At 55.4% G+C, this 22,936-nt stretch carries 18 protein-coding genes and 1 riboswitch; of the genes, 9 read left to right on the top strand and 9 right to left on the bottom strand.

The genetic code is table 11. The features are described from left to right. Window positions 1–73 precede the first annotated feature (73 nt). Window positions 74–979, top strand: coding sequence for an NAD(P)/FAD-dependent oxidoreductase (locus CAP48_RS18980; protein ID WP_100699434.1), 906 nt, complete (start codon window positions 74–76; stop codon window positions 977–979). Here the strand turns inward: CAP48_RS18980 and CAP48_RS18975 are convergent. Both CAP48_RS18975 and CAP48_RS18970 read right to left on the bottom strand, forming a co-directional pair. Further along, complete coding sequence (locus CAP48_RS18975) at window positions 915–1,895, bottom strand: helical backbone metal receptor (RefSeq protein ID WP_100699433.1); 981 nt, start codon at window positions 1,893–1,895, stop codon at window positions 915–917. The genes CAP48_RS18980 and CAP48_RS18975 overlap by 65 nt on opposite strands. A 3-nt stretch (window positions 1,896–1,898) precedes the next feature. After that, complete coding sequence (locus tag CAP48_RS18970; protein ID WP_100699432.1) at window positions 1,899–3,776, bottom strand: TonB-dependent receptor domain-containing protein; 1,878 nt, start codon at window positions 3,774–3,776, stop codon at window positions 1,899–1,901. Between the two features lie 66 nt (window positions 3,777–3,842). Continuing rightward, window positions 3,843–4,003: riboswitch (cobalamin riboswitch) on the bottom strand. A 148-nt stretch (window positions 4,004–4,151) separates the two neighbouring features. On the opposite strand from CAP48_RS18970, the gene metH reads away from it, so the two are divergent. From metH to CAP48_RS18955, 3 genes are all read left to right on the top strand, one after another. Next, window positions 4,152–7,928: a methionine synthase gene (metH, locus tag CAP48_RS18965; RefSeq protein ID WP_100699431.1), complete on the top strand. Its 3,777-nt coding sequence runs from the start codon at window positions 4,152–4,154 to the stop codon at window positions 7,926–7,928. Between the two features lie 35 nt (window positions 7,929–7,963). Then, a complete protein-coding gene (locus CAP48_RS18960) occupies window positions 7,964–8,782 on the top strand; it encodes a helix-turn-helix transcriptional regulator (RefSeq protein ID WP_100699430.1) in 819 nt (272 codons plus the stop codon). 231 nt (window positions 8,783–9,013) lie between these two features. After that, the gene (locus tag CAP48_RS18955; RefSeq protein ID WP_100699429.1) at window positions 9,014–9,652 is read left to right on the top strand and encodes an OmpA family protein; all 639 of its coding nucleotides are present in this window, start codon (window positions 9,014–9,016) and stop codon (window positions 9,650–9,652) included. Between the two features lie 122 nt (window positions 9,653–9,774). Here CAP48_RS18955 and CAP48_RS20275 read toward each other — a convergent pair whose 3' ends face one another. After that, window positions 9,775–9,930, bottom strand: a complete 156-nt coding sequence (locus CAP48_RS20275; RefSeq protein WP_161495305.1) for a hypothetical protein — start codon at window positions 9,928–9,930, stop codon at window positions 9,775–9,777. Between the two features lie 579 nt (window positions 9,931–10,509). After that, window positions 10,510–10,998, bottom strand: a complete 489-nt coding sequence (locus CAP48_RS18945) for an acyl-CoA thioesterase (protein ID WP_100699427.1) — start codon at window positions 10,996–10,998, stop codon at window positions 10,510–10,512. Between the two features lie 318 nt (window positions 10,999–11,316). Here CAP48_RS18945 and CAP48_RS18935 point away from each other — a divergent pair, with 318 nt between their 5' ends. The 3 genes from CAP48_RS18935 to CAP48_RS18925 all read left to right on the top strand — a co-directional run bounded on the left by CAP48_RS18935 (window position 11,317) and on the right by CAP48_RS18925 (window position 15,800). Further along, window positions 11,317–13,620: a heavy metal translocating P-type ATPase gene (locus CAP48_RS18935; RefSeq protein WP_100699425.1), complete on the top strand. Its 2,304-nt coding sequence runs from the start codon at window positions 11,317–11,319 to the stop codon at window positions 13,618–13,620. A gap of 24 nt (window positions 13,621–13,644) precedes the next feature. Next, window positions 13,645–14,037, top strand: a complete 393-nt coding sequence (gene cueR, locus CAP48_RS18930; protein WP_100699424.1) for a Cu(I)-responsive transcriptional regulator — start codon at window positions 13,645–13,647, stop codon at window positions 14,035–14,037. A gap of 137 nt (window positions 14,038–14,174) precedes the next feature. Continuing rightward, window positions 14,175–15,800, top strand: a complete 1,626-nt coding sequence (locus tag CAP48_RS18925; RefSeq protein ID WP_100699423.1) for an acyl-CoA dehydrogenase family protein — start codon at window positions 14,175–14,177, stop codon at window positions 15,798–15,800. 38 nt (window positions 15,801–15,838) lie between these two features. Here the strand turns inward: CAP48_RS18925 and CAP48_RS18920 are convergent, their stop codons facing one another. From CAP48_RS18920 to CAP48_RS18910, 3 genes are all read right to left on the bottom strand, one after another. Then, complete coding sequence (locus CAP48_RS18920; protein WP_100699422.1) at window positions 15,839–17,140, bottom strand: NAD(P)/FAD-dependent oxidoreductase; 1,302 nt, start codon at window positions 17,138–17,140, stop codon at window positions 15,839–15,841. A gap of 129 nt (window positions 17,141–17,269) precedes the next feature. After that, the gene (locus CAP48_RS18915) at window positions 17,270–18,631 is read right to left on the bottom strand and encodes an esterase-like activity of phytase family protein (protein ID WP_100699421.1); all 1,362 of its coding nucleotides are present in this window, start codon (window positions 18,629–18,631) and stop codon (window positions 17,270–17,272) included. 222 nt (window positions 18,632–18,853) lie between these two features. Then, window positions 18,854–19,864, bottom strand: a complete 1,011-nt coding sequence (locus tag CAP48_RS18910) for a tripartite tricarboxylate transporter substrate binding protein (RefSeq protein ID WP_100699420.1) — start codon at window positions 19,862–19,864, stop codon at window positions 18,854–18,856. A 473-nt stretch (window positions 19,865–20,337) separates the two neighbouring features. On the opposite strand from CAP48_RS18910, the gene CAP48_RS18905 reads away from it, so the two are divergent. Further along, window positions 20,338–21,162 carry a sulfite exporter TauE/SafE family protein gene (locus CAP48_RS18905; RefSeq protein ID WP_100699530.1) on the top strand — a complete coding sequence of 275 codons (825 nt, stop codon included), beginning with the start codon at window positions 20,338–20,340 and terminating at the stop codon, window positions 21,160–21,162. A gap of 28 nt (window positions 21,163–21,190) precedes the next feature. Continuing rightward, window positions 21,191–21,907 carry a FadR/GntR family transcriptional regulator gene (locus tag CAP48_RS18900; protein WP_100699419.1) on the top strand — a complete coding sequence of 239 codons (717 nt, stop codon included), beginning with the start codon at window positions 21,191–21,193 and terminating at the stop codon, window positions 21,905–21,907. Window positions 21,908–21,988: 81 nt separating this feature from the next. On the opposite strand, the gene CAP48_RS18895 is transcribed toward CAP48_RS18900, so the two are convergent. Both CAP48_RS18895 and CAP48_RS18890 read right to left on the bottom strand, forming a co-directional pair. Further along, window positions 21,989–22,429 carry a T6SS amidase immunity protein Tai4 family protein gene (locus CAP48_RS18895; RefSeq protein WP_100699418.1) on the bottom strand — a complete coding sequence of 147 codons (441 nt, stop codon included), beginning with the start codon at window positions 22,427–22,429 and terminating at the stop codon, window positions 21,989–21,991. Then, window positions 22,426–22,920, bottom strand: a complete 495-nt coding sequence (locus CAP48_RS18890; RefSeq protein ID WP_100699417.1) for a type VI secretion system amidase effector protein Tae4 — start codon at window positions 22,918–22,920, stop codon at window positions 22,426–22,428. Before CAP48_RS18890 ends, CAP48_RS18895 begins: the two co-directional genes overlap by 4 nt. Window positions 22,921–22,936: the final 16 nt, after the last annotated feature.

The following is a 22,936-nucleotide window of genomic DNA, read 5'->3' as shown; positions in this document are numbered from 1 at the left end:
TTTAGTGTTGCAGCCGGGGGTACAATAGGGTTTGTTTAGATAAATTCATGATTAAACGAGGATTTTTCCCCAAATGCAGCAGGCTGTCTACGATGCAATTGTGATTGGTGCAGGCCCGGCCGGAGCTTCCTGCGCCGTCTGGCTGGCCCATATGGGATTTTCTCCCCTGGTTATCGAGTCCAGTGGTCGGGCCGGCGGCTTAAGTGCAAGCAATCCGTTTGAAGATACCTGGAATGTGACGGCGCCGGGCTTGACGGGTGAAGAAGTCGCCGCCAGAATCAAACTGAGCCTGGACAGTGCGCGCGTGCCGGTGCTGCTCAATTCACACGTGACGCGGATTGAACGCGAGCGTGGCGCAGGCGGCAAGGATCAGTTCAAGGTGTATTTCGGTGCAGATCTGCCGCTGTGTGCCCGCTATGTCGTTATTGCAAGCGGGGTAGAACCCAGAAAGCCGCCCGAGTGGGAACAAGACCACTATGAGAACGTGCTGGTGGGTCCGGGCAAGCACGTCGCCAATTATGAATTTGCCCTCAAGGATGTAGCCATTCTGGGCGGCGGCGACAATGCCTTTGAAAACGCCCTTTTCCTGAAAGAGCGCGGCGCCAAGTCGGTACATATCTATGCGCGCACGCTGCGATGCCAGCGGCACTGGATGAAATTTCTCAACGAATCGGACGTGACCACCGGCGCCTATACTTTTGATCCCGAAACGCGCCAGGTCAATGGCCGTGCCTACGATGCGGTGTTGATCCTGTACGGATTTCGTGCCCGATTGCAAGGCATGGAAGATCTGGGCCTCGATTGCAATGAACTGGGTTATGTGCGCACCGATTTTGAGACGACACAAACCAATCTGCCTGGGATTTATGCCATTGGTGAAGTCACGCATAGGCAGCATCCCTGCGTGGTGACGTCTATGGCAGATGGCGTGGTGGCGGCAAAGGCGATTCAGAAGCAGCTGGAGCAAGGCGACGCCTGATTCGGTCAATCTTGCTGCATAAGGCTGGCAGGCTGCGAATCAGCCTGTCTGTCGGGCGAAAGACAATGTCGGGATTCATGCCGATCAGTTGATCGTGCTGCAGTGCCAAGTCCATGGCCGCAAAATAGCGACCGATCTGGTTTTTGTTATGTTCGCTGCTGTCGCTGTCTTTGATCTTGTCATTGTGATTGTCGTTGTTTGCAACGCCGTCATTGGCGGCAAAGAGCACAGCCTGGGGCTGCGCAAATAACAGCTGTTCCCGGCTGACAACCGGGGCTGGCGTCGTCAGGGTTTCAAATGCCGATACTGCACCGCAGGCATGCAGGGCATCAATGACAAACGAATTGGCGCCGAGCGTATACAGGGGCTCTTGGCTGATCATCACGAAGGTTTTTATCCTGGCCGCATTTTGGTATCGCTGACGCGTGGTTCTGACGACTTTCCGCAACTGCTGTGTGGTGGCGCGCGCAGCTGCCTGAGTACCAAACAGTGCGCCCAGCTCCTCAATATCGTTAATAATGGCGTCCAGGCTGGCTGGCGCCTGATAATGCATCGGAATATCGAGTTTGCGAAGGGCAGGGTACAGATGTTGGCTACTCTTATAGCCCCAGGCCAAAATCACGTCGGGCCTTAACACCGCGATTCGTTCGACATTGGGCCTCACGCCGCTGCCCACTTGCGGCAAGCGTGCCGCAGCGGGCGGGTAGTTACTGTCTTGGGCAACGCCCAGCAGATGCTCGCCAGCCCCTGCGGCATAGATGAGTTCGGTCAAATGTGGCGACAGGCTGACCGCGGTTTTTTGTGTCGCATGTGCTACGGATGCAGCGCTGGCAAACAGGCATAAGAGTGCCGCAAGCACAGTTCCGATTCTTGCAACCGTCATGAACGGCAAAGAAGGGCGCTTGCGGCAGGACATGGTTTACATCCGGAACGCAAGGTTCAGGAATACATTGGAACCGGCCGAGTTGTAGCCATATGAAGTTTCATATTTTTTGTTCAATGCATTGTTCCAGTACACCTGGGCTTCCACGTTTTTGCTAAACGCATAGCTGGCACGCAGGTTCAAAACGCCAAAACTGCCCAGTCTTTTTTCCCGCGTATTGTCCTTGTCGTCATAGCGTCTGCCAGTATGGACAAAGTCTGCGCCGACTGTGGCCCGACCGAAAGTATGATCTGCGCCGATTCGATAGACCTGCCGTGCGCGGCGTATCAGCAGCTTGCCGGTTTCACGGTCCTTGGGGTTCATGAAGTCTGCGCCGGCGTACACCCCGGTATTGTCAAATTGATGTTCTGCATTAATTGAAATACCACGGATTGTGGCCCGGTCTACGTTCTCGGCGGTGCAGTTGGACATCTGGTCACAGACATAGCCATCGATAAGATCCCGATATCGCGTTTGCCAGGCGTTGACAGACAGCGAAGTACTATCTGTTTTCCATGACGTACGCAATTCAATATTGCGCGACGTTTCCGGTTTGAGGTTCGGATTGCCTTGATAGCCAAAACTAAGCGGTGTGTACAGATCGGCGAAAGTGGGAACACGATAGCCGGTGTTGCCGGCAAGCCCGGCTGACCACTGCTCTGTAATGTCAAAATCATAGCTCAGGCTGCCTGTCGTCTTGCTCTCATAGCCCGAGACATTGTCATTGCGCACACTGGCCTGGATATGATGGCGATCGAAATCACCACGGTAGATCAGTCCGACTGCGTTAGTGTGGCGCTTGTCCTGTTCGTAGGTGGTGGTGCCAAATATGCTTTCGTCTTTGCGCTCCAGTATCAGCGACAAGCGGTTCTGGCGGTTGAGCGTGAAGTTATTCTGCCACGAATAAGTGCGCTGTATGCTGCCCAGCACCGAGTCGCCATATGACGCTCGTGAATCATACACGTTGCGATTTACGCTGACCTGCAGCACGCTTTCCCACCAGCGCGTCAACTGGTTATTGCTGGTGACGGCAACCGATTGCTGGCGCATGATGCCAAAGGTGTTGGTATCGTAGGCGCCGCTATCGAAGTCGCCGTGTGTGTAGCCGTTATAAAAGGACACGCCCAGGCGGTTGCCGGGTTTCCAGGTGTAGCCCAGGGCACCCGATACGGATGCCTGTTCATAGCCATCATGATCCGGATTGTAGGTAAACGTTCCCAGTTTTTCCCGCGTCGCATTAAAACCGTCGCTGCTGGCATAGCTGCCCGCTATGCGGTAGTCCCATCCGTTGCTGGCGCCCGACAGGCCCAGACCAGCCTTGAACAGGCTGTGTGTGCCCATGCCGATGTTGCCAAAAACACTTAGTGGCCTGTCCTGTTCATTACTGCGCGTAATAATATTAACAACGCCGCCCATGGCGTCAGAACCATACAGGCTGCTGGCTGCACCGCGCAAAATCTCGACACGCTCAATGGTGGCCGGGTCCATGGCGCTCAGATAGGTGCTGCCGGTCGCCGGATCATTGATGCGCTGGCCGTCCACCATGACTAGGGTCTGTTGCGGGCTGGCGCCGCGTACGAAAATGCCCGACAGTGTCTGTGGTCCGCCGAGTTGGTAAGTCTGTATCTGTGGCTGACGGCCAAGCAATTGGGTCAGCGACTGGGCGCCGGAATTGCGCAACATGTCGTTTGTGATAACACTGACATCGCCATAGACGTCCGACAGGGGCTGACTAACGCGTGCAGGCGTGGCAATAATGGTGTCAAGACGAGCAAACGGGGTGTCTGGAGAGAGTGCCGTAGGGGAAGACTGCGCCATAACGGTGGCAGGCAGAACCGCCAGGGCAAGCGCCATGGGGTTGAGAGAGAACGTCATATGTCATACCGGTAAAGATGCGCGACCCCGCACATCAGGTTCGAATGGAAGCTGTCCGAATCAACAGACCAGCGGCAGTTTCAGGGCCGATGTCGGGCTGCAGGCCAAAGCCTGATTACCGTTGCGGGGGCAGCACAGGTTGCAGCGCAAGATTGCGTGTCCTGTTTCCCGTTTATCATTCACTTCATGCACCGCATGATGAATGCACCCTGAACGCGCAATTGTAATTGATTGGTACCGGTCATGACAGTTGCAAACCTGTTTTCCATGTGCTCACTCGCTATTTGACAGCCGTTTGCAGGGGTTTGCCGGTAGTGCGGTTGCAAATCCGCTACAATTTTGCATTGAATTCAACTATTTAGATCGAGTCTTAACGTGTCTTATCCTGCCTTGCCGTACCCAGTCGAATCCTATACCTCCGGTGCCCGTTTTGTACAGGAGCTGCAAAAGGGGCGGATTCTGGTGCTGGATGGGGCCATGGGGACCATGATCCAGCGTTACAAGCTGAGCGAGACCGATTTTCGCGGCCAGCGTTTTGCCGAGCATCATCAGGACGTCAGAGGCAATAATGAATTGCTGTCCCTGGTTCGCCCCGATATCATCAGTGAAATTCACGAACAGTATCTTAAGGCCGGGGCTGATGTGATCGAGACCAATACCTTTGGTGCGACATCGGTAGCCCAGGGTGATTATGATCTGGCTGATCTGGCCTACGAACTGAATCTGGAGTCGGCACGACTGGCGCGGCAGGCCTGTGATGCGTTCAGCACGCCGGCGCATCCCCGGTTTGTCGCCGGTGCGCTCGGCCCACAGCCCAAAACCGCATCCATCTCGCCCGATGTCAATGATCCGGGGGCGCGCAATATCACCTTCGAACAATTGCAGGCCGCCTATGAGGAACAACTGAACGGGTTGCTTGATGGTGGCATTGATATTGTCCTTATCGAGACGATTTTCGATACCTTGAACGCCAAGGCCGCAATCTTCGCAGTGGAAACGATATTCGAAGTGCGCGGTATCCGTCTGCCTGTCATGGTGTCGGGAACAGTGACCGATGCTTCAGGCCGTATTTTGTCGGGGCAGACGGTGGAAGCGTTCTGGAATTCCGTGCGTCATGCGCGGCCGGTCACCATTGGACTCAACTGCGCCCTGGGTGCCGCGCTGATGCGTCCATACATTGCCGAACTGTCAAAACTGTCCGATACCTGGCTCTGTGTCTATCCCAATGCCGGCCTTCCCAATCCCATGAGTGATACCGGGTTTGATGAAACGCCAGAAGATACCTCGTCCCTGCTGGAGGAGTTTGCCAATGCGGGATTTGTCAATATGGTCGGAGGCTGCTGTGGCACCACGCCGGAGCATATTGCCGCCATTGTGCAGAAAGTGCAGCAGTTGCCTGCGCGCACCGTACCCGATGTGCCAGTCAAGACTCGTCTATCGGGCCTCGAAGCTCTTAATATCGATAACGAATCGCTGTTTGTGAACGTGGGCGAACGCACCAACGTGACTGGCAGCAAGATGTTCCTGCGCCTGATTCGCGAAGAAAAATTCGATGAGGCGCTGTCGGTTGCGCGTCAGCAGGTAGAAAACGGTGCCCAGGTCATCGACGTCAATATGGACGAGGCGATGCTCGACTCCAAGGTGAATATGCGGCGCTTTCTGAACCTGATTGCGTCCGAGCCGGACATTGCCCGCGTGCCGATCATGATTGACAGTTCCAAGTGGGAAGTGATCGAAGAGGGCCTCAAATGTGTACAGGGCAAGCCGATCGTCAACTCGATTTCCATGAAGGAGGGTGTTGAACCTTTTCTGGCGCATGCCAGGCTCTGCCGCAAGTACGGTGCTGCTGTAGTCGTCATGGCATTTGATGAAGAGGGCCAGGCCGATACGCTGCAGCGTCGCAAGGACATTTGCGGCAAAGCCTACCATTTACTGGTCGATGAATTGGATTTCCCGCCGGAAGATATTATTTTCGACCCTAACGTTTTCGCGATTGCGACGGGGATCGAAGAGCATAATCATTACGCTGTGGATTTCATCGAAGGCACGCGCTGGATCCATGACAATCTGCCGCATGCACGCATCTCTGGCGGGGTCTCCAATGTGAGTTTTTCGTTCCGCGGTAACGAAGCCATGCGCGAAGCGATTCACACCGTGTTTTTGTATTACGCCATCCAGCAAGGCATGACCATGGGCATTGTGAACGCCGGTATGCTCGGCGTGTATGCCGATATGGATCCGAAAACGCGTGACCTGGTCGAGGATGTGATTTTGGATCGTCAGGTGCCGGTGGGCAAAGCCGACCCGGGCGACGAGCGCACGCCGACCGAACGTCTGGTGGAGTACGCCGACGAAGTCAAGGGCAGTGGCACCAAAAAAGAAGCGGATATGACATGGCGTGAACAGGAGGTGGAAAACCGCCTGTCGCATGCATTGGTCCACGGGATCACGCAATTTATTGTTGAAGATACCGAAGAGGTGCGCCAGAAAATTGCCGATCGCGGCGGGCGCCCCATCGAAGTGATTGAAGGGCCGCTGATGGACGGCATGAACGTGGTGGGGGATTTGTTCGGCGCAGGCAAGATGTTCCTGCCGCAGGTCGTCAAGTCTGCCCGGGTTATGAAGCATGCCGTGGCGCATTTGATCCCGTTCATTGAAGAGGAAAAACGCCAGATCGAAGCGGCCGGCGGCGATGTCCGCGCCAAAGGCAAAGTGGTTATTGCAACTGTGAAGGGCGATGTTCACGATATTGGTAAAAATATTGTGACTGTGGTTTTGCAATGCAATAACTTCGAAGTCGTCAATATGGGCGTGATGGTGCCATGTGCGCAAATCCTGGCCAAAGCCAAAGAGGAAAAAGCCGATATTGTCGGACTGTCCGGCCTTATTACGCCGAGCCTGGAAGAAATGGCCTATGTGGCCTCTGAAATGCAGCGTGACCCGTATTTCCGTGAAAACAATATCCCATTGCTGATCGGCGGCGCAACCACCAGCCGCGTGCACACGGCAGTCAAGATCGCACCGCACTATGACGGACCGGTCATCTACGTTCCTGATGCCAGCCGGTCGGTCGGCGTGGCCACCAACCTGGTCTCCGACCAGGTGGAAAGCTATCTGGCACAAGTGCGCGAAGAATATGAACTAGTTCGCCAACGTCATGCCAATCGCAAGGCAACGCCTATCATCCCGTTGGAAGAGGCTCGCAAGGGGGCGCCGGCCATTGACTGGAGCAACTATACGCCGCCGCGTCCGAAATTTCTGGGGCGGCGCGAGTTCAAGAATTTCGATCTGGCGCAAATCGTGCCTTTCATAGACTGGACACCGTTTTTCCAGACCTGGAGTCTGTTTGGCCAGTATCCGAAGATTCTGAAGGATGACGTGGTCGGCGAGCAGGCGCGTAAACTCTTTGAAGATGCGCAGGCCATGCTAAAGAAAGTGGTGGAGCAGCGTTGGCTGAGCGCAGGCGGCGTCATTGCGTTCTATCCGGCCAATAGTGTCAATCACGAAGAAATCGAAGTTTATGACGATGAGTCGCGTGAACAGGTGCTCTTCACCTGGCGCAACCTGCGGCAACAAAATGCCAAGCGTGAAGGCGTGGCCAACAAGTGCCTGGCCGACTACATCGCACCCAAGGAAACCGGCGTCAAGGACTATATCGGTTTGTTTGCCGTTACCGGCGGCATTGGCATCGAAAAGCACGAGCAACGGTTCGAAGCCGATATGGACGACTATTCGTCGATTCTGCTCAAGGCCCTGGCAGATCGTTTTGCTGAAGGTTTTGCCGAATGCATGCATGCGCGCGTGCGTCGCGATCTTTGGGGCTATGTAGCGGATGAAAATCTGGACAACGAGGCGCTGATTGCTGAAAAGTACCAGGGCATCCGCCCGGCGCCGGGCTATCCCGCCTGCCCCGAACATCGGGTGAAGATCGATATGTTCAAGGTCTTGCAGACCGAAGATATCGGCATGCAATTGACCGACGGCATGGCGATGTACCCGGCCTCCAGTGTCTCCGGCTTTTATCTGAGCCACCCGGCTTCGAGCTATTTCAATGTGGGTACTATCGGTCAGGACCAGTTGCAGGATTATATTGCCCGCAGCGGCCTGGCCGAAGAAGATGTCCGCCGTTCGCTGATGAGCGTGCTGGGGTAATCGCAAGTCAGCTAGCATAACCAGGCAGGAGTGGTATGGCCGACAAACAGGGAGCATTTCGCAAGCAGGCACTGGGTGCGTTTGTGCGCACTATCCGGGATCGAGTCACACCGCAACAGGCCGGGATCGCCGGCGGTCAGCGCCGCCGCACACCGGGTCTGCGCCGCGAAGAAGTGGCCCAGCTTTGTGATATTAGCGTGACCTGGTACACCTGGATTGAACAGGGGCGTGATGTCTCTGTGTCGGCCGCGGTCTGGGCGCGGCTGGCCACGGTATTGCAAATGAGCAGGGCAGAGCGCGCCTATCTGTTTGAATTGGCCGACCTCAGCGATCCGGACCATGGCAGCGCTGTGGTCTCGGTCCCGACCGCCTCGCTACAGGCCTGCGTCGATAGCATCAATGCGCCTGCGTACATTCTGGACCGGCACTGGGATGTGCTGGCGTTTAATGCAGCACTGGACGAGGTGTTTGCCGGATGGATGAGTGCCCAGGCGCAACCCAATCTCCTGCGTTTTATTTTCCTGGATGCACGGGCGCCCGACATTGTCGTGGACTGGGAAACGCGCGCTCATCGGGTCGTGGCCGAATTGCGTGCAGATATCGGGGCCTATCTGGATGAGGCTGAAACCTCCGGTCTCATCGATGAATTGCTGGCCGGCAGTCCGGTGTTTGCCCATTGGTGGGCGCGGCAAGTGGTCGTCGAACGCGAAGGCGGCCTCAGGGAGTTCAATCACCCGCAATCCGGTATCCGGCAATTCGAACAAATCACTTTTCGCCTGGCCACCCAGTCCGACTGCAAGCTGGTGATGCTGCTGCATCAAAGCATTTGCCACGATATAAAAGGGTCCCGATGATCGCTTGCGCTTTGGCGGATGCTCGGTTATTGTATTGACACCATCAAGGTTGCCGCGCTCGTCCGTTCTGATTGCCGATGCGCGCCGTGGCACCCCGCTCTGTCGTATGACAGAATGAGTCGGATTGCTGTCGGTCGGGCCCGGGTGGAACAGGATATGCAATATGGCTGATTTTCAGGCTGGATATTCAGATTTTTTAGTACAGCAAACAAATCCAATAAGGAGAAGTCAATGATTATTCATCGAACTCGAATCGCGGCAGTACTGGTGGCCGGCGCGCTGACGGCAGGATGTGCAACGCAAGGCGGCAATACCGCTGCAGGTACCGGTGTTGGGGCAGCGCTGGGCGCAGGCCTGGGCGCACTCATTGGAGATTCCTCCAAAAGCGCGGGCATTGGCGCCGGTATTGGTGCTGTTGGCGGTGCCATCGTCGGATATAACTGGGATCGCATCGTTGGTCGCGTGAATGACGCCGGCGGCAAAGAGCTGGGCATCTCCACCACGAAAATGCCAGATGGCAGCCTCAAAGTCAATATTCCTGAAGGCGCAACCTTCGACACTGCAAAGTATGATTTAAAACCTGCGCTGTTCCCGGTTCTGGATGCGCTGGCGCAGTCTATGAGCGAGAGCCAGCAATTGCGTCTGAAATCCGTAGGACACACTGACAGCACCGGAAAAGCGGCATTCAATCAGCAGCTTTCGGTTAATCGAGCGCAAAGTGTCGTCAATTACCTCAGCGGAAAAGGTGTCAACTCCAGCCGCATGAGCATTGAAGGGCGCGGGCCCAACGATCCGATTGCAGATAATGCAACCGCAGAAGGCCGCACGCAGAATCGTCGGATCGAACTGTACCTGTACGCCGTCAAATAAGTCTGGCCCGCTGCATCTGCAGCCGCCATTTAAGAAAAAGCCCGCTGACCGGTCTTATCACCGGCAGCGGGCTTTACATTTCAGATCAGCAGTGGGATCTGCTATGGACGGCTGTCAGAAAATTATTTTTCCGAGTGCATACGCATTTGCGGGCGATGCATGGCGATGCTCAGCTTGAAACCTGTCGGTTTTGCGGGCGTATTCACAGCAGCATGCTGCTGGTTATTGTGATTGTTTTGTGTGCCAAATTCCTGGCGAAAACGTGTTAGTAATTTCATTATGTTTTCCTTTATTATGAGATTATTGTTGTTGGTTTTCTGCGCCGAAGATAATCCGGCTCAGCTATGCATAGCGTAGCCGATATTTATTGCAGAATCATGATTGCGCCGCCAATCTTTGTAAGTGTGGGCATATAGCGCATCAAATTGTTAATTGTGCACTTGGGATGATGATTCCGCAGGGTATGGCGGGCCTTCAACCACAAGCAATATAACAATGACGATATGGAGTTCTGTCTCGCGTTGCGGTGTCGTGAGAAGGACCCGCAAACTTAGTAAGAATAATTATTCAGTATGAATTTGGTATAGCATACCGGCAGCGTGGCGTTTGGCGTTGTGATCGCCAGACCCGGGGTCAAATTCCGGTATGTGGCCTGCCGGGCGATGCCCCGGTTTTTATGCGCGAGCGATTGCGTGCAAGCCAACAGAATTTCAAACTGCCAATAAATAGATTGCCAAAAATAATTTGCAAAAATACTACTGTTCAAATTACCAATACAAATACGTCATGGTAGCTGGCGATAGTACCAGTAACTTTTGAGTATGTCAAGCTAAATTATTGATTTGTCTATGGGTTTTCTAGGATCCGGCCGTGGCGTGAATCACGCCGTACCGTTGCTCAAGCTCCCGGCGCAGAGTCCGTCGCATTTTGGCGGCTTCAAATCGGCAATGTTCGACATCATTTGAAGGCGTCAGCGGCGGCACTGGCACCGTTTTGCCATCGTCGTCCACGGCAACCATGGTGAAAAAGCAGCTGTTGGCATGGCGGATCTGCTTGCTGCGGATATTTTCCGTGACTACTTTGATGCCGATTTCCATGGAGGTATTGCCGGTGTAGTTGACCGAAGCCAGGAAAGTGACCAGCTCCCCCACGTGAATGGCCTGGCGGAACATCACCTGATCGACCGATAGTGTGACAACATAGCGGCCAGCATATCGGCTGGCGCAGGCGTAGGCAACCTGGTCAAGCAGCTTGAGAATGGTGCCGCCGTGGACATTACCCGAAAAATTGGCCATGTCAGGTGTCATCAATACAGTCATGCTAAGTTGATGATTGGGCAGGTCCATGTCAGAGGCATCCTGTAAGAGTTGCAAAGGCGACAGTGTACCGATATTGTGCGCCTGGCGCTATACAGGCGCATCAAATCCTTTTTCAGCCAGAGGCAGTTTAAACCGGCTTGAGCATGTTGAAACCAGGCGCAGCGGGGCGCTTGACCTTCCCATCATGGTAAGCTTTATATTGAAGAACATCAGCCGTTACCACGTTCGCGCTGTCAATAGTAGCCAGCCAGGGGCCGGGATTGGTCGTGATGACTGGGACCAGGGCGTACGCCGCTGCCGAGAGCAGGCCAATAAACGGCAAATTTCTTCGAAAAGGACGCAATCATGAGTGCCAATATGAATTCCCGCGCGATAGCGGGCCATCCTGTCCCCGGGGCGCAGGACGACAGCAGTCTGATGGAACTGTCGGTTGCCGGGATGAGCTGCGCCTCTTGCGTGCGCCATGTTGAGAAGGCGTTGGCGGCGGTGCCGGGCGTGCAGGCAGCGAGCGTGAACCTGGCCACTGAAAGGGCGCAGGTGCGTGTTCCTTTGGGCATGGATGGGGCGCTGCTGACTCAGGCGCTAGAGCATGCCGGCTATGAGGGGCAGATTGTCCGCAATCCCCAGCAAAGCAGTGCTACGCAGGGCGAAAGACGACAGCAAGAGCGGACCTCTCTCAAACGAGATCTGTTGCTTGCCGTGATTCTGGCGTTGCCGGTCTTTATCCTGGAAATGGGTGCACACGTATTTCCAGCTTTCCATCAGTTCATCGCACAAACCATTGGCACACAAAGCAGCTGGTATATCCAGTTTATTTTGACCAGCGCGGTGCTTGCGGGCCCCGGACGCCGCTTTTTCGTCAAGGGGATGCCGGCGCTGCTGCGTCTTGCGCCGGATATGAATTCACTGGTTGCAGTGGGAACCTCTGCGGCCTATCTATATTCAGTGGTGGCCACCTTCGTTCCGGCATGGCTGCCCGAAGGCACCGTGAATGTTTACTTCGAAGCTGCGGCGGTGATTGTGGCGTTGGTGCTGCTTGGCCGCTATCTTGAAGCGCGGGCGAAGGGAAATACGTCGGAAGCTATCCGGCGACTGGCGGGATTGCGAGCCAAGACGGCCAGGGTACGGCGCGGCGATTCGATCAGCGAAATCCCCATTGAGCACGTCATCGTCGGCGATGTGATCGAATTGCGCCCTGGCGAGCGCATCCCGGTTGACGGGCAGGTCACAGCAGGCAGCAGTTTCGTGGACGAGTCCATGATCAGCGGCGAGCCGATGCCGGTGGAAAAAATGCCCGGCGCATCAGTGGTGGCAGGCACCGTCAACCAGAACGGGGCGCTTAGTCTGCGCGCTACCGGTGTCGGTGCCGATACCGTGCTGTCGCAGATCATTCGCATGGTTGAACAGGCGCAGGGAGCAAAGCTGCCGATCCAGGCCGTCGTAGATCGCATTACCATGTGGTTTGTCCCGGCGGTTCTGTCAGTTGCATTAATTACCTTTGTAATATGGTTGATGTTTGGACCACAACCGGCCTTGGGTTTTGCGCTGGTCAATGCCGTTGCCGTGCTCATTATCGCCTGCCCCTGCGCTATGGGCCTGGCAACACCGACTTCGATTATGGTGGGAACGGGCCGCGCCGCGCAATTGGGTATCTTGTTCCGCCAGGGCCAGGCGCTGCAAACGCTGATGGATGTGCGTGTGGTTGCGGTCGATAAAACCGGTACGCTGACCCGCGGTTATCCGGAGCTGAGTGACCTCACCTTGGCAGAGGGTTTCGAGCGCAACGAGGTACTGGCATTGGTGGCTGCTGCAGAAAGCCGTTCCGAGCATCCGATAGCCCGCGCTATCGTGGCTGCGGCAGAGAAACAAGAACTATTGCTGGCGCCAGTGGAGAAATTTGAATCGCTGACCGGGCTTGGTCTTCGCGCGCAAGTGGCAGCGCGGCAGATCCTGATCGGCTCGGACCGTTTAATGCAGCAGCACAATCTGGACCCTGCGGCATTTGCGTCGGTGGCGGACAAGCTTGCCGATGAAGGCAAGACGCCGCTTTACGTCGCCATCGATGGCCGGCTCGCTGCGATTGTTACCGTAGCCGACAGCCTTCGTGATACGACTGGCCAGGCCATTGCGGCCTTGCATAAACAGGGGCTTAAAGTGGTCATGGTCAGTGGCGACAATAAACGCACGGCGCAGGCCATTGCACGTCAGTTGAATATCGATGATGTGGTTGCGCAAGTGATGCCGGACGCCAAAGCCAATACCGTGCGGCGCCTGCAAAAGACACACGGGCCGGTGGCATTTGTCGGCGACGGCATTAACGACGCGCCAGCCCTGGCGGTCGCTGACGTCGGGATTGCAATCGGATCGGGTACCGATATTGCGATGGAGTCGGCGGACGTGGTGTTGATGTCAGGCGATCTGACACACGTCTCGCAGGCGATTGCCATGTCGCGGGCGACCATGCGCAATATTCGCCAGAACCTGTTCTGGGCCTTTGCCTATAATGCAGCGCTGATTCCGGTCGCGGCCGGGGTATTGTATCCCTACAATGGTGTATTGATGTCGCCCATCTTTGCCGCCGGCGCCATGGCGCTATCCAGCGTCTTTGTCGTGACCAATGCCTTGCGGTTGCGCCGCTTTGCCGCCTGACTGGAATCTTCCGGGGAGAATGAAGTGAACATTGGAGAAGTGTCGGCCGCCACAGGTGTAAGCGCCAAAATGATCCGCTATTACGAGAAAATTGGCCTGATCGGGGCCGTCAATCGCAGTGATTCGGGCTATCGGCAATATACCGTGCAGGAGCAGCGCATGCTTGCCTTTATCCGGCGAGCACGCGAACTGGGATTTTCGCTTGAGCGCATCAAAACCCTGATTGGCCTTTGGGAAGATACCTCACGGCACAGCGCAGATGTCCGGCAACTGGCGCGCCAGTACATTGACGAACTGGATGAAGACATTGCAAAGTTGCGCACCATACGCAATGAACTGGCCTATTTGGCTGACCATTGCCATGGGGACGACAGGCCAGATTGCCCCATCATAGAGAGGCTGGCCAAGGGCGACTGAGCCGAAGTGTTCCCGACGCTGCCCAGGTATGCTACAGTCAATATACAGTGCCTTTGGCACTCAGGTTCCGGCTGCTGTGCGGCTAGCAGGCCGAGACGGCAGCGGGTATTGTGATCCACTTGCTGACGGAGGCTCACATGGTTACCGCAACATTCATTACCCCGGACAATCAAGTCCCCGATCTGAAAAACTATAACCTATTCGATTGTGATCCTGCGTTGCACGAAGCGCTGGATGCGTTCTCTGCTGCGCAGGCTACTGAAGCCTGCCGCCATTATGGCGAGCGGCTGGGGTCCGAACAGGTTCTGCATCTGGCGCAGGTGGCCAACCAGAACATACCCCAGGCCGCAATTTTCACCAGAACCGGCGAGCGCCAGGATGTGGTGGTGTTTGATCCGGCCTGGCACCAGCTGCTGACTATGCTGTTTGACGTGGGCGTGCATTCCTCTGCATGGCAGGACGGTCAGCATGTGCGCAGAGCGGCGCTGTTTTATATGCATGCTCAAACCGAGGCCGGCAGCCTGTGTCCGGTCACCATGACATTTGCCGCCGTCGCTGCGTTGCAGGGCCAGCCGTTGTTTACGCAATTGGCACCTCTGTTATACAGTCGTGATTATGATGGTGCCAACGCACCCGTTTCGCACAAGCGCAGCATGATGATCGGAATGGGCATGACCGAAAGACAGGGCGGCTCTGACGTGCGCAGCAACACCACGCGCGCCGTCGCAAGCAGTCAGGCAGAGCCTGTTTATGAACTGCATGGACAGAAATGGTTTTTCTCTTCTCCCATGTCCGATGCGCATCTGGTGCTGGCCTATGAGCAGGACCAGTTGAGCTGCTTTTATGTGCCACGCTGGCACCCGGACGCCAGCCTGAACTCGGTGCATATCCAGCGGCTGAAGAACAAGCTGGGCAACCGTTCCAATGCCAGCGCAGAAGTGGCCTTTGCCGGCGCCTGGGCGCTACGGGTGGGAGAGTCCGGGGCAGGGGTGCCCACCATTTTGCGCATGGTCAACCAGACGCGGCTCGATTGCGTGCTGGGCAGCGCCGGGTTGCTGCGGCAGGGACTGGTGCAGGCCATGCATCACGTCCGCTATCGTATGGCATTTGGCAAGCGACTGGCGGACCAGCCGCTAATGCAATCGGTACTGTGCGATCTCGCCCTCGAAAGCGAAGCAGCGCTCTGGCTGGGTATGTCGCTGGCCAATGCCGTGGCAAAACCGGATGACCCCTTGCAAAAGGCATATCTGCGCATTGTCGCGCCCGCCGCTAAATTCTGGGTCTGCAAGCGCAGTATCGCGGCCATCGCCGAGTGCATGGAAGTGTGGGGTGGTAATGGTTATATTGAAGATGCGCCGCTGGCGCGACTGCTGCGGGAAGCACCGGTCAATTCGATCTGGGAAGGCTCGGGCAATGTGATGTGCCTTGATCTTTTGCGGGCCCTCGCCCGAGATCCCGATGGAGCTGCGCTCTTGCTGGAACAGCTTGCTGAAGATTGTCGTGCCGATCCTGTGTTGTCACAGGCCATGTCGCAATTGCAGCAGTGGTTGTCAGAATCGGGACAGGTGCTTGAAGCCAGGGCGCGCGAAGTTGCGCAGCGATTGGTCCTGCTGGTGCAGGCGACGCTGCTCTACCGGCACGCGCCTGCATGGCTGGCAGAGGCGTTCGTGCGCGCGCGTTTCGAAGAGCATGCCGGCGTATTTGGCGCTTCAATCTACACCGATGCGGCCGCGATACTGGAGCGGGCATATCGTCCTCAATAACCCGCATCACCCGCCTTATTGGTGACGCGGAGGAACAGTCAATGCAGCTTGACTTTGGGGGTGCTGCGTTTGAGCAGCAGGCGGCCCAGGGCGACAGCGCCGGTACGCGCGATACCCAGGATCGCCATGTGATGCATCAGGTGCAGGCTCATGTACATCCAGCGTGCCAGCAGGCCTTCCACGAAAAGGCTTTTACCGGTCAGCACGCCCATCAGGCTGCCCACGCCCTTACTATGTCCCACAGATACAAGTGAGCCATAATCCTTGAACACGAATGGCTTGCTGCCAGTTGCCGTGCCTTTGATGCGGGCCGATAGCTCTCCGATCAGGTAATCGGCCTGCTGATGGGCAACCTGCGCCCTGGCCGGCAGATAGCGTCCCGGCTCCCATTCGACCTGGGCACAGTCGCCCATGGCGTAGATAGACGGATCGCTGGTGCGCAAGGTTCGGTCGGCAATCACCTGATTGATTTTGTTGGTCTCCAGACCCAGTCGTGTCAGGAAGGTGGGGGCCCTGATGCCCGCTGCCCATACTGTCAAATCGGCCGGATACTGATTGCCATTGGAATCGGACAGACTCTTTTCCTGGACAGAGGCCACCAGGACTGATGTTTTGACAGTAATGCCGCGTTGCTTGAGCAGCTTTGTTGCTGCGGCCGACGTTTTTTCCGGCAGCGCCGCAAGAATGCGCGGACTGCCTTCGAGCAGCGTAATGTGAATGTCGTCTTCCGGATTCAGTTCGTTGATTCCATAAAATCCCAGATTTTTTCCCGCCTCCAGCAGCTCGGCAGCCAGCTCAACACCCGTTGCCCCGCCGCCCACAATCGCAATATTCAGGCCTTGGGCCGGATCCGTTTTTTTACGCTGGTCGGCCGCGATCAATTCACGTAGAAATTTCAAACGGAATTTTTCCGCTTGTTCGGTCGAATCCAGTGCGGTTGCGTACTCTTGCGCGCCCGGTGTGTTAAAGAAATTCGAGCGGCTACCTACCGCAAGCACCAGCGTGTCATAAGGCAGATCCCTGTCGGGAAAGATTTCTTCGCCTTCGCTGAACACTGGTTTGACGTGAATGCTGCGGCTCTGGCGATTAATGCCGTCCATTTGACCAGGAACAAAGGTAAACCCATGATCTTTTGCCAGCATCGCGTAGGAGAGTCCTTCACGATGGATATCCAGCGTGCCCGATGCCACTTCGTGCAGCGACGGTTTCCAGATATGAAATACCCCTTCGTCGACCAGAAAGATGTGCCTTGGGCCGAATTTGCGTCCGAGCTTGGCGGCCAGTTCAAGACCGCCCGCGCCGCCTCCCACTATGATGATTCGGTGTTCCTGCATTTGCATCGTAATGTCCTGAAGTTTCAGTTGAAATAGAACGACTCTGCTTCATTCTATTAGAAAACCATGAGGATTGGCAGTTAAAGCCGACCTGTACGCGTCAAGATCGGCTTGGCGACGCGTCTGGTCAGCAGCTTATTTGGCCTGTAGCAGCTCGGGTGTTTTCAGCAGGATCAGTTCATTATCGTCCTGTTTGTTGGGTTCGCGGCTGGATGAAAAGGGAAAGTTGTTATCATTACCCACGATAATGTGTTCGCTATCGACAATATCCACGTTCTCGATGGTAAAGAACGGGAACTGCAGCACGCCGTCAGTCAATGGCTTGCGCGCGACTTTGGATGGATCGGCAATGTTCAGTAAATCGATATACGCCACTTTACGCACAGCCTTGCCGGCACTCTGCGGGCCGAACTCGACTTTGTAAACACGTTTGAATTTGGGCAGATCCGAAAAGCATGACTGCGTATCACCGCCTTGTTTGCATGCTTTGTCCGGCGTGCCTTCGCCATTGTCCCGTTCGATGATCAGGCCTGTGGTGGCGTCGATCATATTGAAGTCGCCAATCGCATGATGCTCGGCTTCCAATGGGTACAGCCAGTGGCGACCCGTCCATTTTTCCGCGGCGACATCAAACTCAAGCATGCGCAGTACGGTTTTTCCATCCGCCGTCTCCCAGGTTTTCTGACTGTCGTCCCAGACCGGTCCTTCCAGCAGCGGATATAGAAACTTGCCATCGGCCGAGGCGGCCATGCCTTCATACCCCTTGGAGCGTTTCAGATTGACATCTTTATAGCTTGCGTTCGGTGCGCCGGGGGTCGCGACCTGGTAATGGTCGGGCGACTGGATTTTGCGTCCGTCAATCTGCGTCTCGAAGATGGCCTGTACCTTGCCCTCCAGATCAGCCTTGATCAGGAACGGCCCAAATTCCTCGCCAATCCACAGGGTGTCGCCGATAATCTGAAAGCTTTCCGGATCAAAATCCGATCCTGTCAGGTATCTGCTTGTCGTGCCTTCGTGCACAATCCGAAAGGGAACGTTCTTGTCCGGATCGCTCAGGAATACGGATTTAATATGTTCAAACTTACCGGATTTCCAGTCGATTTTGTACTGGTTCAGATAGAGCATGGAGTCCGGAGAATTCGCCTTGTTGCCAGAGCCATTATCGGTCAGAATCCAGACGCTGCCGTCTTTCATGACCTGGATGCCTGAATGGCCCTGTAGCGGCTGGCCCTGGATAGGCAGACTGATTCCAGTGTGGCGACCATTAGATTTTCCCATGACAGAAGCCAGTTGTTCTACGCGGTTGCCGGTGGTGTATTTGCCTGCAAATTCCAGGTCTTCGGGAGCGTTCTTCGGCGCCGGGATGGTGCTGCTGGCCGGCAATACAGCGTGGCCTTCAAGAACAGCCGGCACCTCGGTTTGTGCCTGAGCCAAACCGGTAATGGTGGCCAGTCCAAGCGCAAGTGCTATCGTCGAAAAACGGAATCGGATTGTCATGGAGTGCTTCCTGCATGAAGTTGGAAAGCCGCAAGGATAAAGCACCATTATGACAAGTGTGTGTAAGCAGGAAGACAGGGCTCGCTCGCGCCACTGCGCGGGCAAAGCCGGTCTGCTTGTGCTAACAACATCTGCGAAGGCTAAAGCGAACAGCTAGGGCTAAAGCTACTACGTAGGTCGAAAGCCGTCGGGGAGGGCTGGACTGCGCTACGCGTGCCAAAGCTATTGGGGTTCAATGCCGGCATCGGTCACAGCCTTGCGCCAGAACACGTGTTCGTCAGCAGTGATTTTTTTCAGCTCCTGGTCGTCGCCGAATTTCAATTGCGCTCCCTGGGCCGCCATTGCGCTGATCAGCTGCGGCGCTTTCAGACTGCGGTCCAGGGCGTCCGCAAGTTTCTTGACGATTTCTGCCGGTACGCCCTTGGGCGCGAACAGCCCAAACCGGTTTTCCGCCAGCACGTTTTCTGCACCGGCTTGCTTGAGCGTGGGAATATCCGGAAGCAGACTGAGGCGCTCGGTTGAGGCGACCGCAAGAATTTTAAGCTTGTTGCCTTTTACCAATGGCATGGATCCGGTGACGCTGTCGAACATCATGACGGCAAGGCCATTGACGACATCCGGTAACGCCTGGACGCTGCCTTTATAGGGAACGTGCGTAATATCAAGTTTGTATTGCGCCTTGAACAGCTCCCCTTCCAAATGTGAAAGCGTACCTACGCCTTGCGAAGCGAAGTTGTAGGAGCGCGGCTTTGCTTTTATGTATTCGACAAGCTCCTGGACTGACTTGACGGGCAGGTTTTCAGGCACCACCAGCGCATGAGGCACTGATCCGATCAGGCCGATTGGAACGAAATCTTCAACCAGATGGGCTGCCTGATTGCGGTAGATAGCCGCAGCAATGGCCTGGTTGGACGTGGCCGCCAGATACAGGACGTAACCGGTGGGTGCCGCCCGGGCCGCTGCTGTCAGGCCGATGGCGCCGCCGGCGCCTGGCCTGTTTTCCACCACAACAGGCTGGCCCAGTTCGCGCGATAGCTGATTGCCGATAGCTCGAGTAAGCACATCGGTTGCCCCGGCTGGCGGGAAGGAAATAATGACTTGTATCGGACGATCAGGATAGGCGGCAACCGCTGGCGTCGCACAAAGAAACAGAAGCACGGCACCTGCGCAGCCGCAAGCACGAAGCACTGTCCTGATCGCCGCCAAGGTGTGCATTACTGGGGATAACATCATTACGACCTCCGGAAATCTTGATGGTTAAGACGGGGACTGAGATGAAAGACAACAATAAGGCAATGGGAAAATCTGGCCGAGACGCATTGCGCCGCTGGATGGCCGATCAATTTGCTTTCGGCCAATGCCATTCGTACTGCTGTGGCGACAGCATGCAGTGGCTGCCTACTGGGCCCGACCATTGCTGCAACCCTTTGTCCTGAACGTCTTTGGGATTTCAGACATTCTTCAATCGGGTAGCTCCCGGCAGGAACCATTCACCGAATGCGTACGGGCATGAGGGAAGGGATCAATAAGGAACCATTCGTTTTGCGATTTGCAGTTGTTTTAATTATGGCACCATCTTTCTGTAAATGGAATTATTTATTTCATATTAAATAATTAATTTGGATAATAGGGAAAAAACGATTGGATTCGGTCTAAAAATGGTTCATTATGGTACCATTTCGATCTCACTGATTCCGGAGCATCCCATGCAATACAATATGGAGACCATCACGTTATTTATACTCGCCATATTGGCATCAGGCATTATCGCCGGGCTTATTGCCGGATTGCTTGGCGTAGGCGGCGGTATTGTTCTTGTTCCGGTGTTGTTCTATTTATTTACATTGTTGCAGGTCGACGAATCAATTCGGATGCATATGGCCGTGGGTACCTCGCTAAGCACCATTGTTGCGACGGCGATTTCCTCGACCCGGGCTCATCTGGCCAAGGGATCCATAGACATCGGCTTGCTCAAAAGTTGGGGCCCTTGGCTCTTGTGTGGCGCGATAGCCGGTATGAGCGTTTTCGGTGCGGTCGATTCCGGTTTTCTCTCTATCGTCTTTGCCGCCGTAACGCTGATGGTTGCGGTGTATATGCTTTTTGCCAAAGAGCCCACGCAGGAAACAACTGATAAATTCCCAAAGGGCGTCGTACGGGGGCTGTTAGGTCTTGTGGTTGGCGGGGTTTCATCGATTATGGGAATCGGCGGCGGAACGCTTAGTGTGCCCTTGCTGACTGTATTTAAGTACCCTATGCGCCGTGCCGTGGGGACCGCGGCGGCGATCGGGCTTTTGATTTCCATACCCGGCGCAATTGGTGCGTTTTTAAGCGGCCTGGGCAATCCGAATCTGCCGCCATTTAGTGTCGGATATGTGAATCTGCTGGCTTTTATTGTTTTGGTGCCCGTCACAGGGTTTGTCGCTCCATATGGCGCACGCATTGCCCATGCGATCAAACCGGTATATCTGCGCCTGGCCTTTGCCGCTTTTTTATTATTCAATTCAATAAACATGTTTTTAAGCGTACTTTGAAATCAAAGAAGCATTCAGGATAAAAACGATGCAGCCGTCCTTTTCATTGGTACAAAAGCGCTCCGACAGAGTGTTGCAACTGCTGCGGGAGCGATTGGATCAACACGATGCGACCCAGGGCTGGCGCCTGCCGCCCGAACGTATCCTGGCCGCTGAGCTCAACGTCAGTCGGCGTGTACTGCGCGAAGCATTGCAAAAACTCGAAGATGAAGGCATGATCCAGCGCACGCCGGGACGCGGTACGGTTATCGTCGATCCCGCTCAGGCGCCGCTGCCGCCAGCGGCCGTCGATATCCGGCAATACACCAGCCCGGTTGAATTGATGGATGCACGCTTTGCCCTGGAGCCGGCGATCGCCGCGATTGCTGCGGCACATGCAACATCTCGTGATATCGATGAAATGCGCCTGTGTATCAGCAAAAGCAAAAACGCAAACGCCGATCACCGGGAGTGGGAAAAATGGGATGGTGCCATGCATGCAGCAATTGGCCGCGCGACGCATAACGAATTGCTTGTACGATTCTTCGATATGTTGACGGCGGCTCGTGAACAAACGGCCTGGGGGAAACTGCGCAAGGCCTCGCTCACGCCGGAGCGCCAGGCTTTGTATATCCGCCAGCATACCCTTATTGTGACTGCAATCGAAGAGCGAAGCCCCGAGAAAGCAGCGCAGGCCATGCGCCAACACCTGTCGACGGTACGGCGCACTATGTTCGATCAGCTTGACGAGCACGAATCTGATTGATAGGGCGGAGCCCTTGCGGATTTGTGGCCGGCTATGAATCTGTCCGTTGGTATCGACAGGCGCCACGGCACGGAATTGCGTTCACGGTTTTATATATTTGGCTGCCAGGGCGTCCAGCGCTTTGCTGTTGAACAAATCGATGCATTTCATGGACTCATAACTTCCACCCGTAGAGCCGCTGCGTGTCGTATTCTTCAGAAATTGGTCTACCAACGCCTGGGCAGCTTCATTGGCTTGAAGCGGAACGCTAGAGTATTCCAGATACGCTGCAGCTGTGTTGCTCCAGTCTTCTTCCAGCGCAGCACTGCCAGCCTGTTTGCTTAGTGTTGCACCGCATCGTGCCAGTGTCCAGTATTTGAAGAGTTTGATCTGGTTACCGGGAGTTTTCAGTTCGTCCTGGGGAAGGCGGGTGAACGATTGCATCGGGCCAGTATCGTGGGCGGCCTCTGCCGCATATACCGCACTGCCGGTTATGCAGCCGACCGCGCATAGTATGGTAATAAAGCATTGTCTGCTGTTCATTTCAATTCCCACAGATAGGCTCTTTCAGGCACGAAGGTCCCGTTGTCCGGGTCAGCATGCAAATGGCAGGAATCGGCGCATTGGCTGCCATTCCAGAGCGTGATGTGGCCGGCTGCATTATCCCAGCCATGGCCCTTCACGACGAGCAGCCCTTTTTTGCCTGTCAGTTGCGCCGGTGTGGGCGCGCCGCTTATTTCAATATCGGCTTTGCCAAATGTGTGTTCCAGAAAACGGATCATGTCATTGACGCGATGCATATACCATTGGCCATCGGCACCGCTGCTGGCTGCAAAGCCGGCAGCATTCGAAGGGATGCGGATGCCGCTGCGATTAAGCACATAGCTCATGCGGATCGGGCATGCGTTACGAAAAATCAGGCTCTCGGTATTGAATTTGACCTTTCCTCCAATCAACTCGCCAACCATTCTGACGGGTTTGTTTACCTGGGCGAAAGTGTTCCATGCGTGGTCGAATTTTGGTCTGGTGGCCATTGGGCAGTCTCTGGTT

Origin of the sequence: Advenella sp. S44, from assembly GCF_002810445.1 — a bacterium.
In the GTDB taxonomy this organism is placed as follows: domain Bacteria; phylum Pseudomonadota; class Gammaproteobacteria; order Burkholderiales; family Burkholderiaceae_B; genus Advenella.
The sequence above is the reverse complement of the archived record's forward strand: the minus strand, read 5'-3'. Positions and strand labels throughout refer to the sequence as shown.

Coding starts and splice junctions, on each gene's coding strand:
- CAP48_RS18955 (WP_100699429.1), top strand. CDS start 9,014: ATGATTATTCATCGAACTCGAATCGCGGCAGTACTGGTGGCCGGCGCG.
- CAP48_RS18980 (WP_100699434.1), top strand. CDS start 74: ATGCAGCAGGCTGTCTACGATGCAATTGTGATTGGTGCAGGCCCGGCC.
- CAP48_RS18925 (WP_100699423.1), top strand. CDS start 14,175: ATGGTTACCGCAACATTCATTACCCCGGACAATCAAGTCCCCGATCTG.
- CAP48_RS18905 (WP_100699530.1), top strand. CDS start 20,338: ATGCAATACAATATGGAGACCATCACGTTATTTATACTCGCCATATTG.
- CAP48_RS18970 (WP_100699432.1), bottom strand. CDS start 3,776: ATGACGTTCTCTCTCAACCCCATGGCGCTTGCCCTGGCGGTTCTGCCT.
- CAP48_RS18915 (WP_100699421.1), bottom strand. CDS start 18,631: ATGACAATCCGATTCCGTTTTTCGACGATAGCACTTGCGCTTGGACTG.
- CAP48_RS18890 (WP_100699417.1), bottom strand. CDS start 22,920: ATGGCCACCAGACCAAAATTCGACCACGCATGGAACACTTTCGCCCAG.
- CAP48_RS18910 (WP_100699420.1), bottom strand. CDS start 19,864: ATGATGTTATCCCCAGTAATGCACACCTTGGCGGCGATCAGGACAGTG.
- CAP48_RS18960 (WP_100699430.1), top strand. CDS start 7,964: ATGGCCGACAAACAGGGAGCATTTCGCAAGCAGGCACTGGGTGCGTTT.
- CAP48_RS18935 (WP_100699425.1), top strand. CDS start 11,317: ATGAGTGCCAATATGAATTCCCGCGCGATAGCGGGCCATCCTGTCCCC.
- CAP48_RS18975 (WP_100699433.1), bottom strand. CDS start 1,895: ATGTCCTGCCGCAAGCGCCCTTCTTTGCCGTTCATGACGGTTGCAAGA.
- CAP48_RS18895 (WP_100699418.1), bottom strand. CDS start 22,429: ATGAACAGCAGACAATGCTTTATTACCATACTATGCGCGGTCGGCTGC.
- CAP48_RS18920 (WP_100699422.1), bottom strand. CDS start 17,140: ATGCAAATGCAGGAACACCGAATCATCATAGTGGGAGGCGGCGCGGGC.
- CAP48_RS18945 (WP_100699427.1), bottom strand. CDS start 10,998: ATGGACCTGCCCAATCATCAACTTAGCATGACTGTATTGATGACACCT.
- CAP48_RS18900 (WP_100699419.1), top strand. CDS start 21,191: ATGCAGCCGTCCTTTTCATTGGTACAAAAGCGCTCCGACAGAGTGTTG.
- CAP48_RS20275 (WP_161495305.1), bottom strand. CDS start 9,930: ATGAAATTACTAACACGTTTTCGCCAGGAATTTGGCACACAAAACAAT.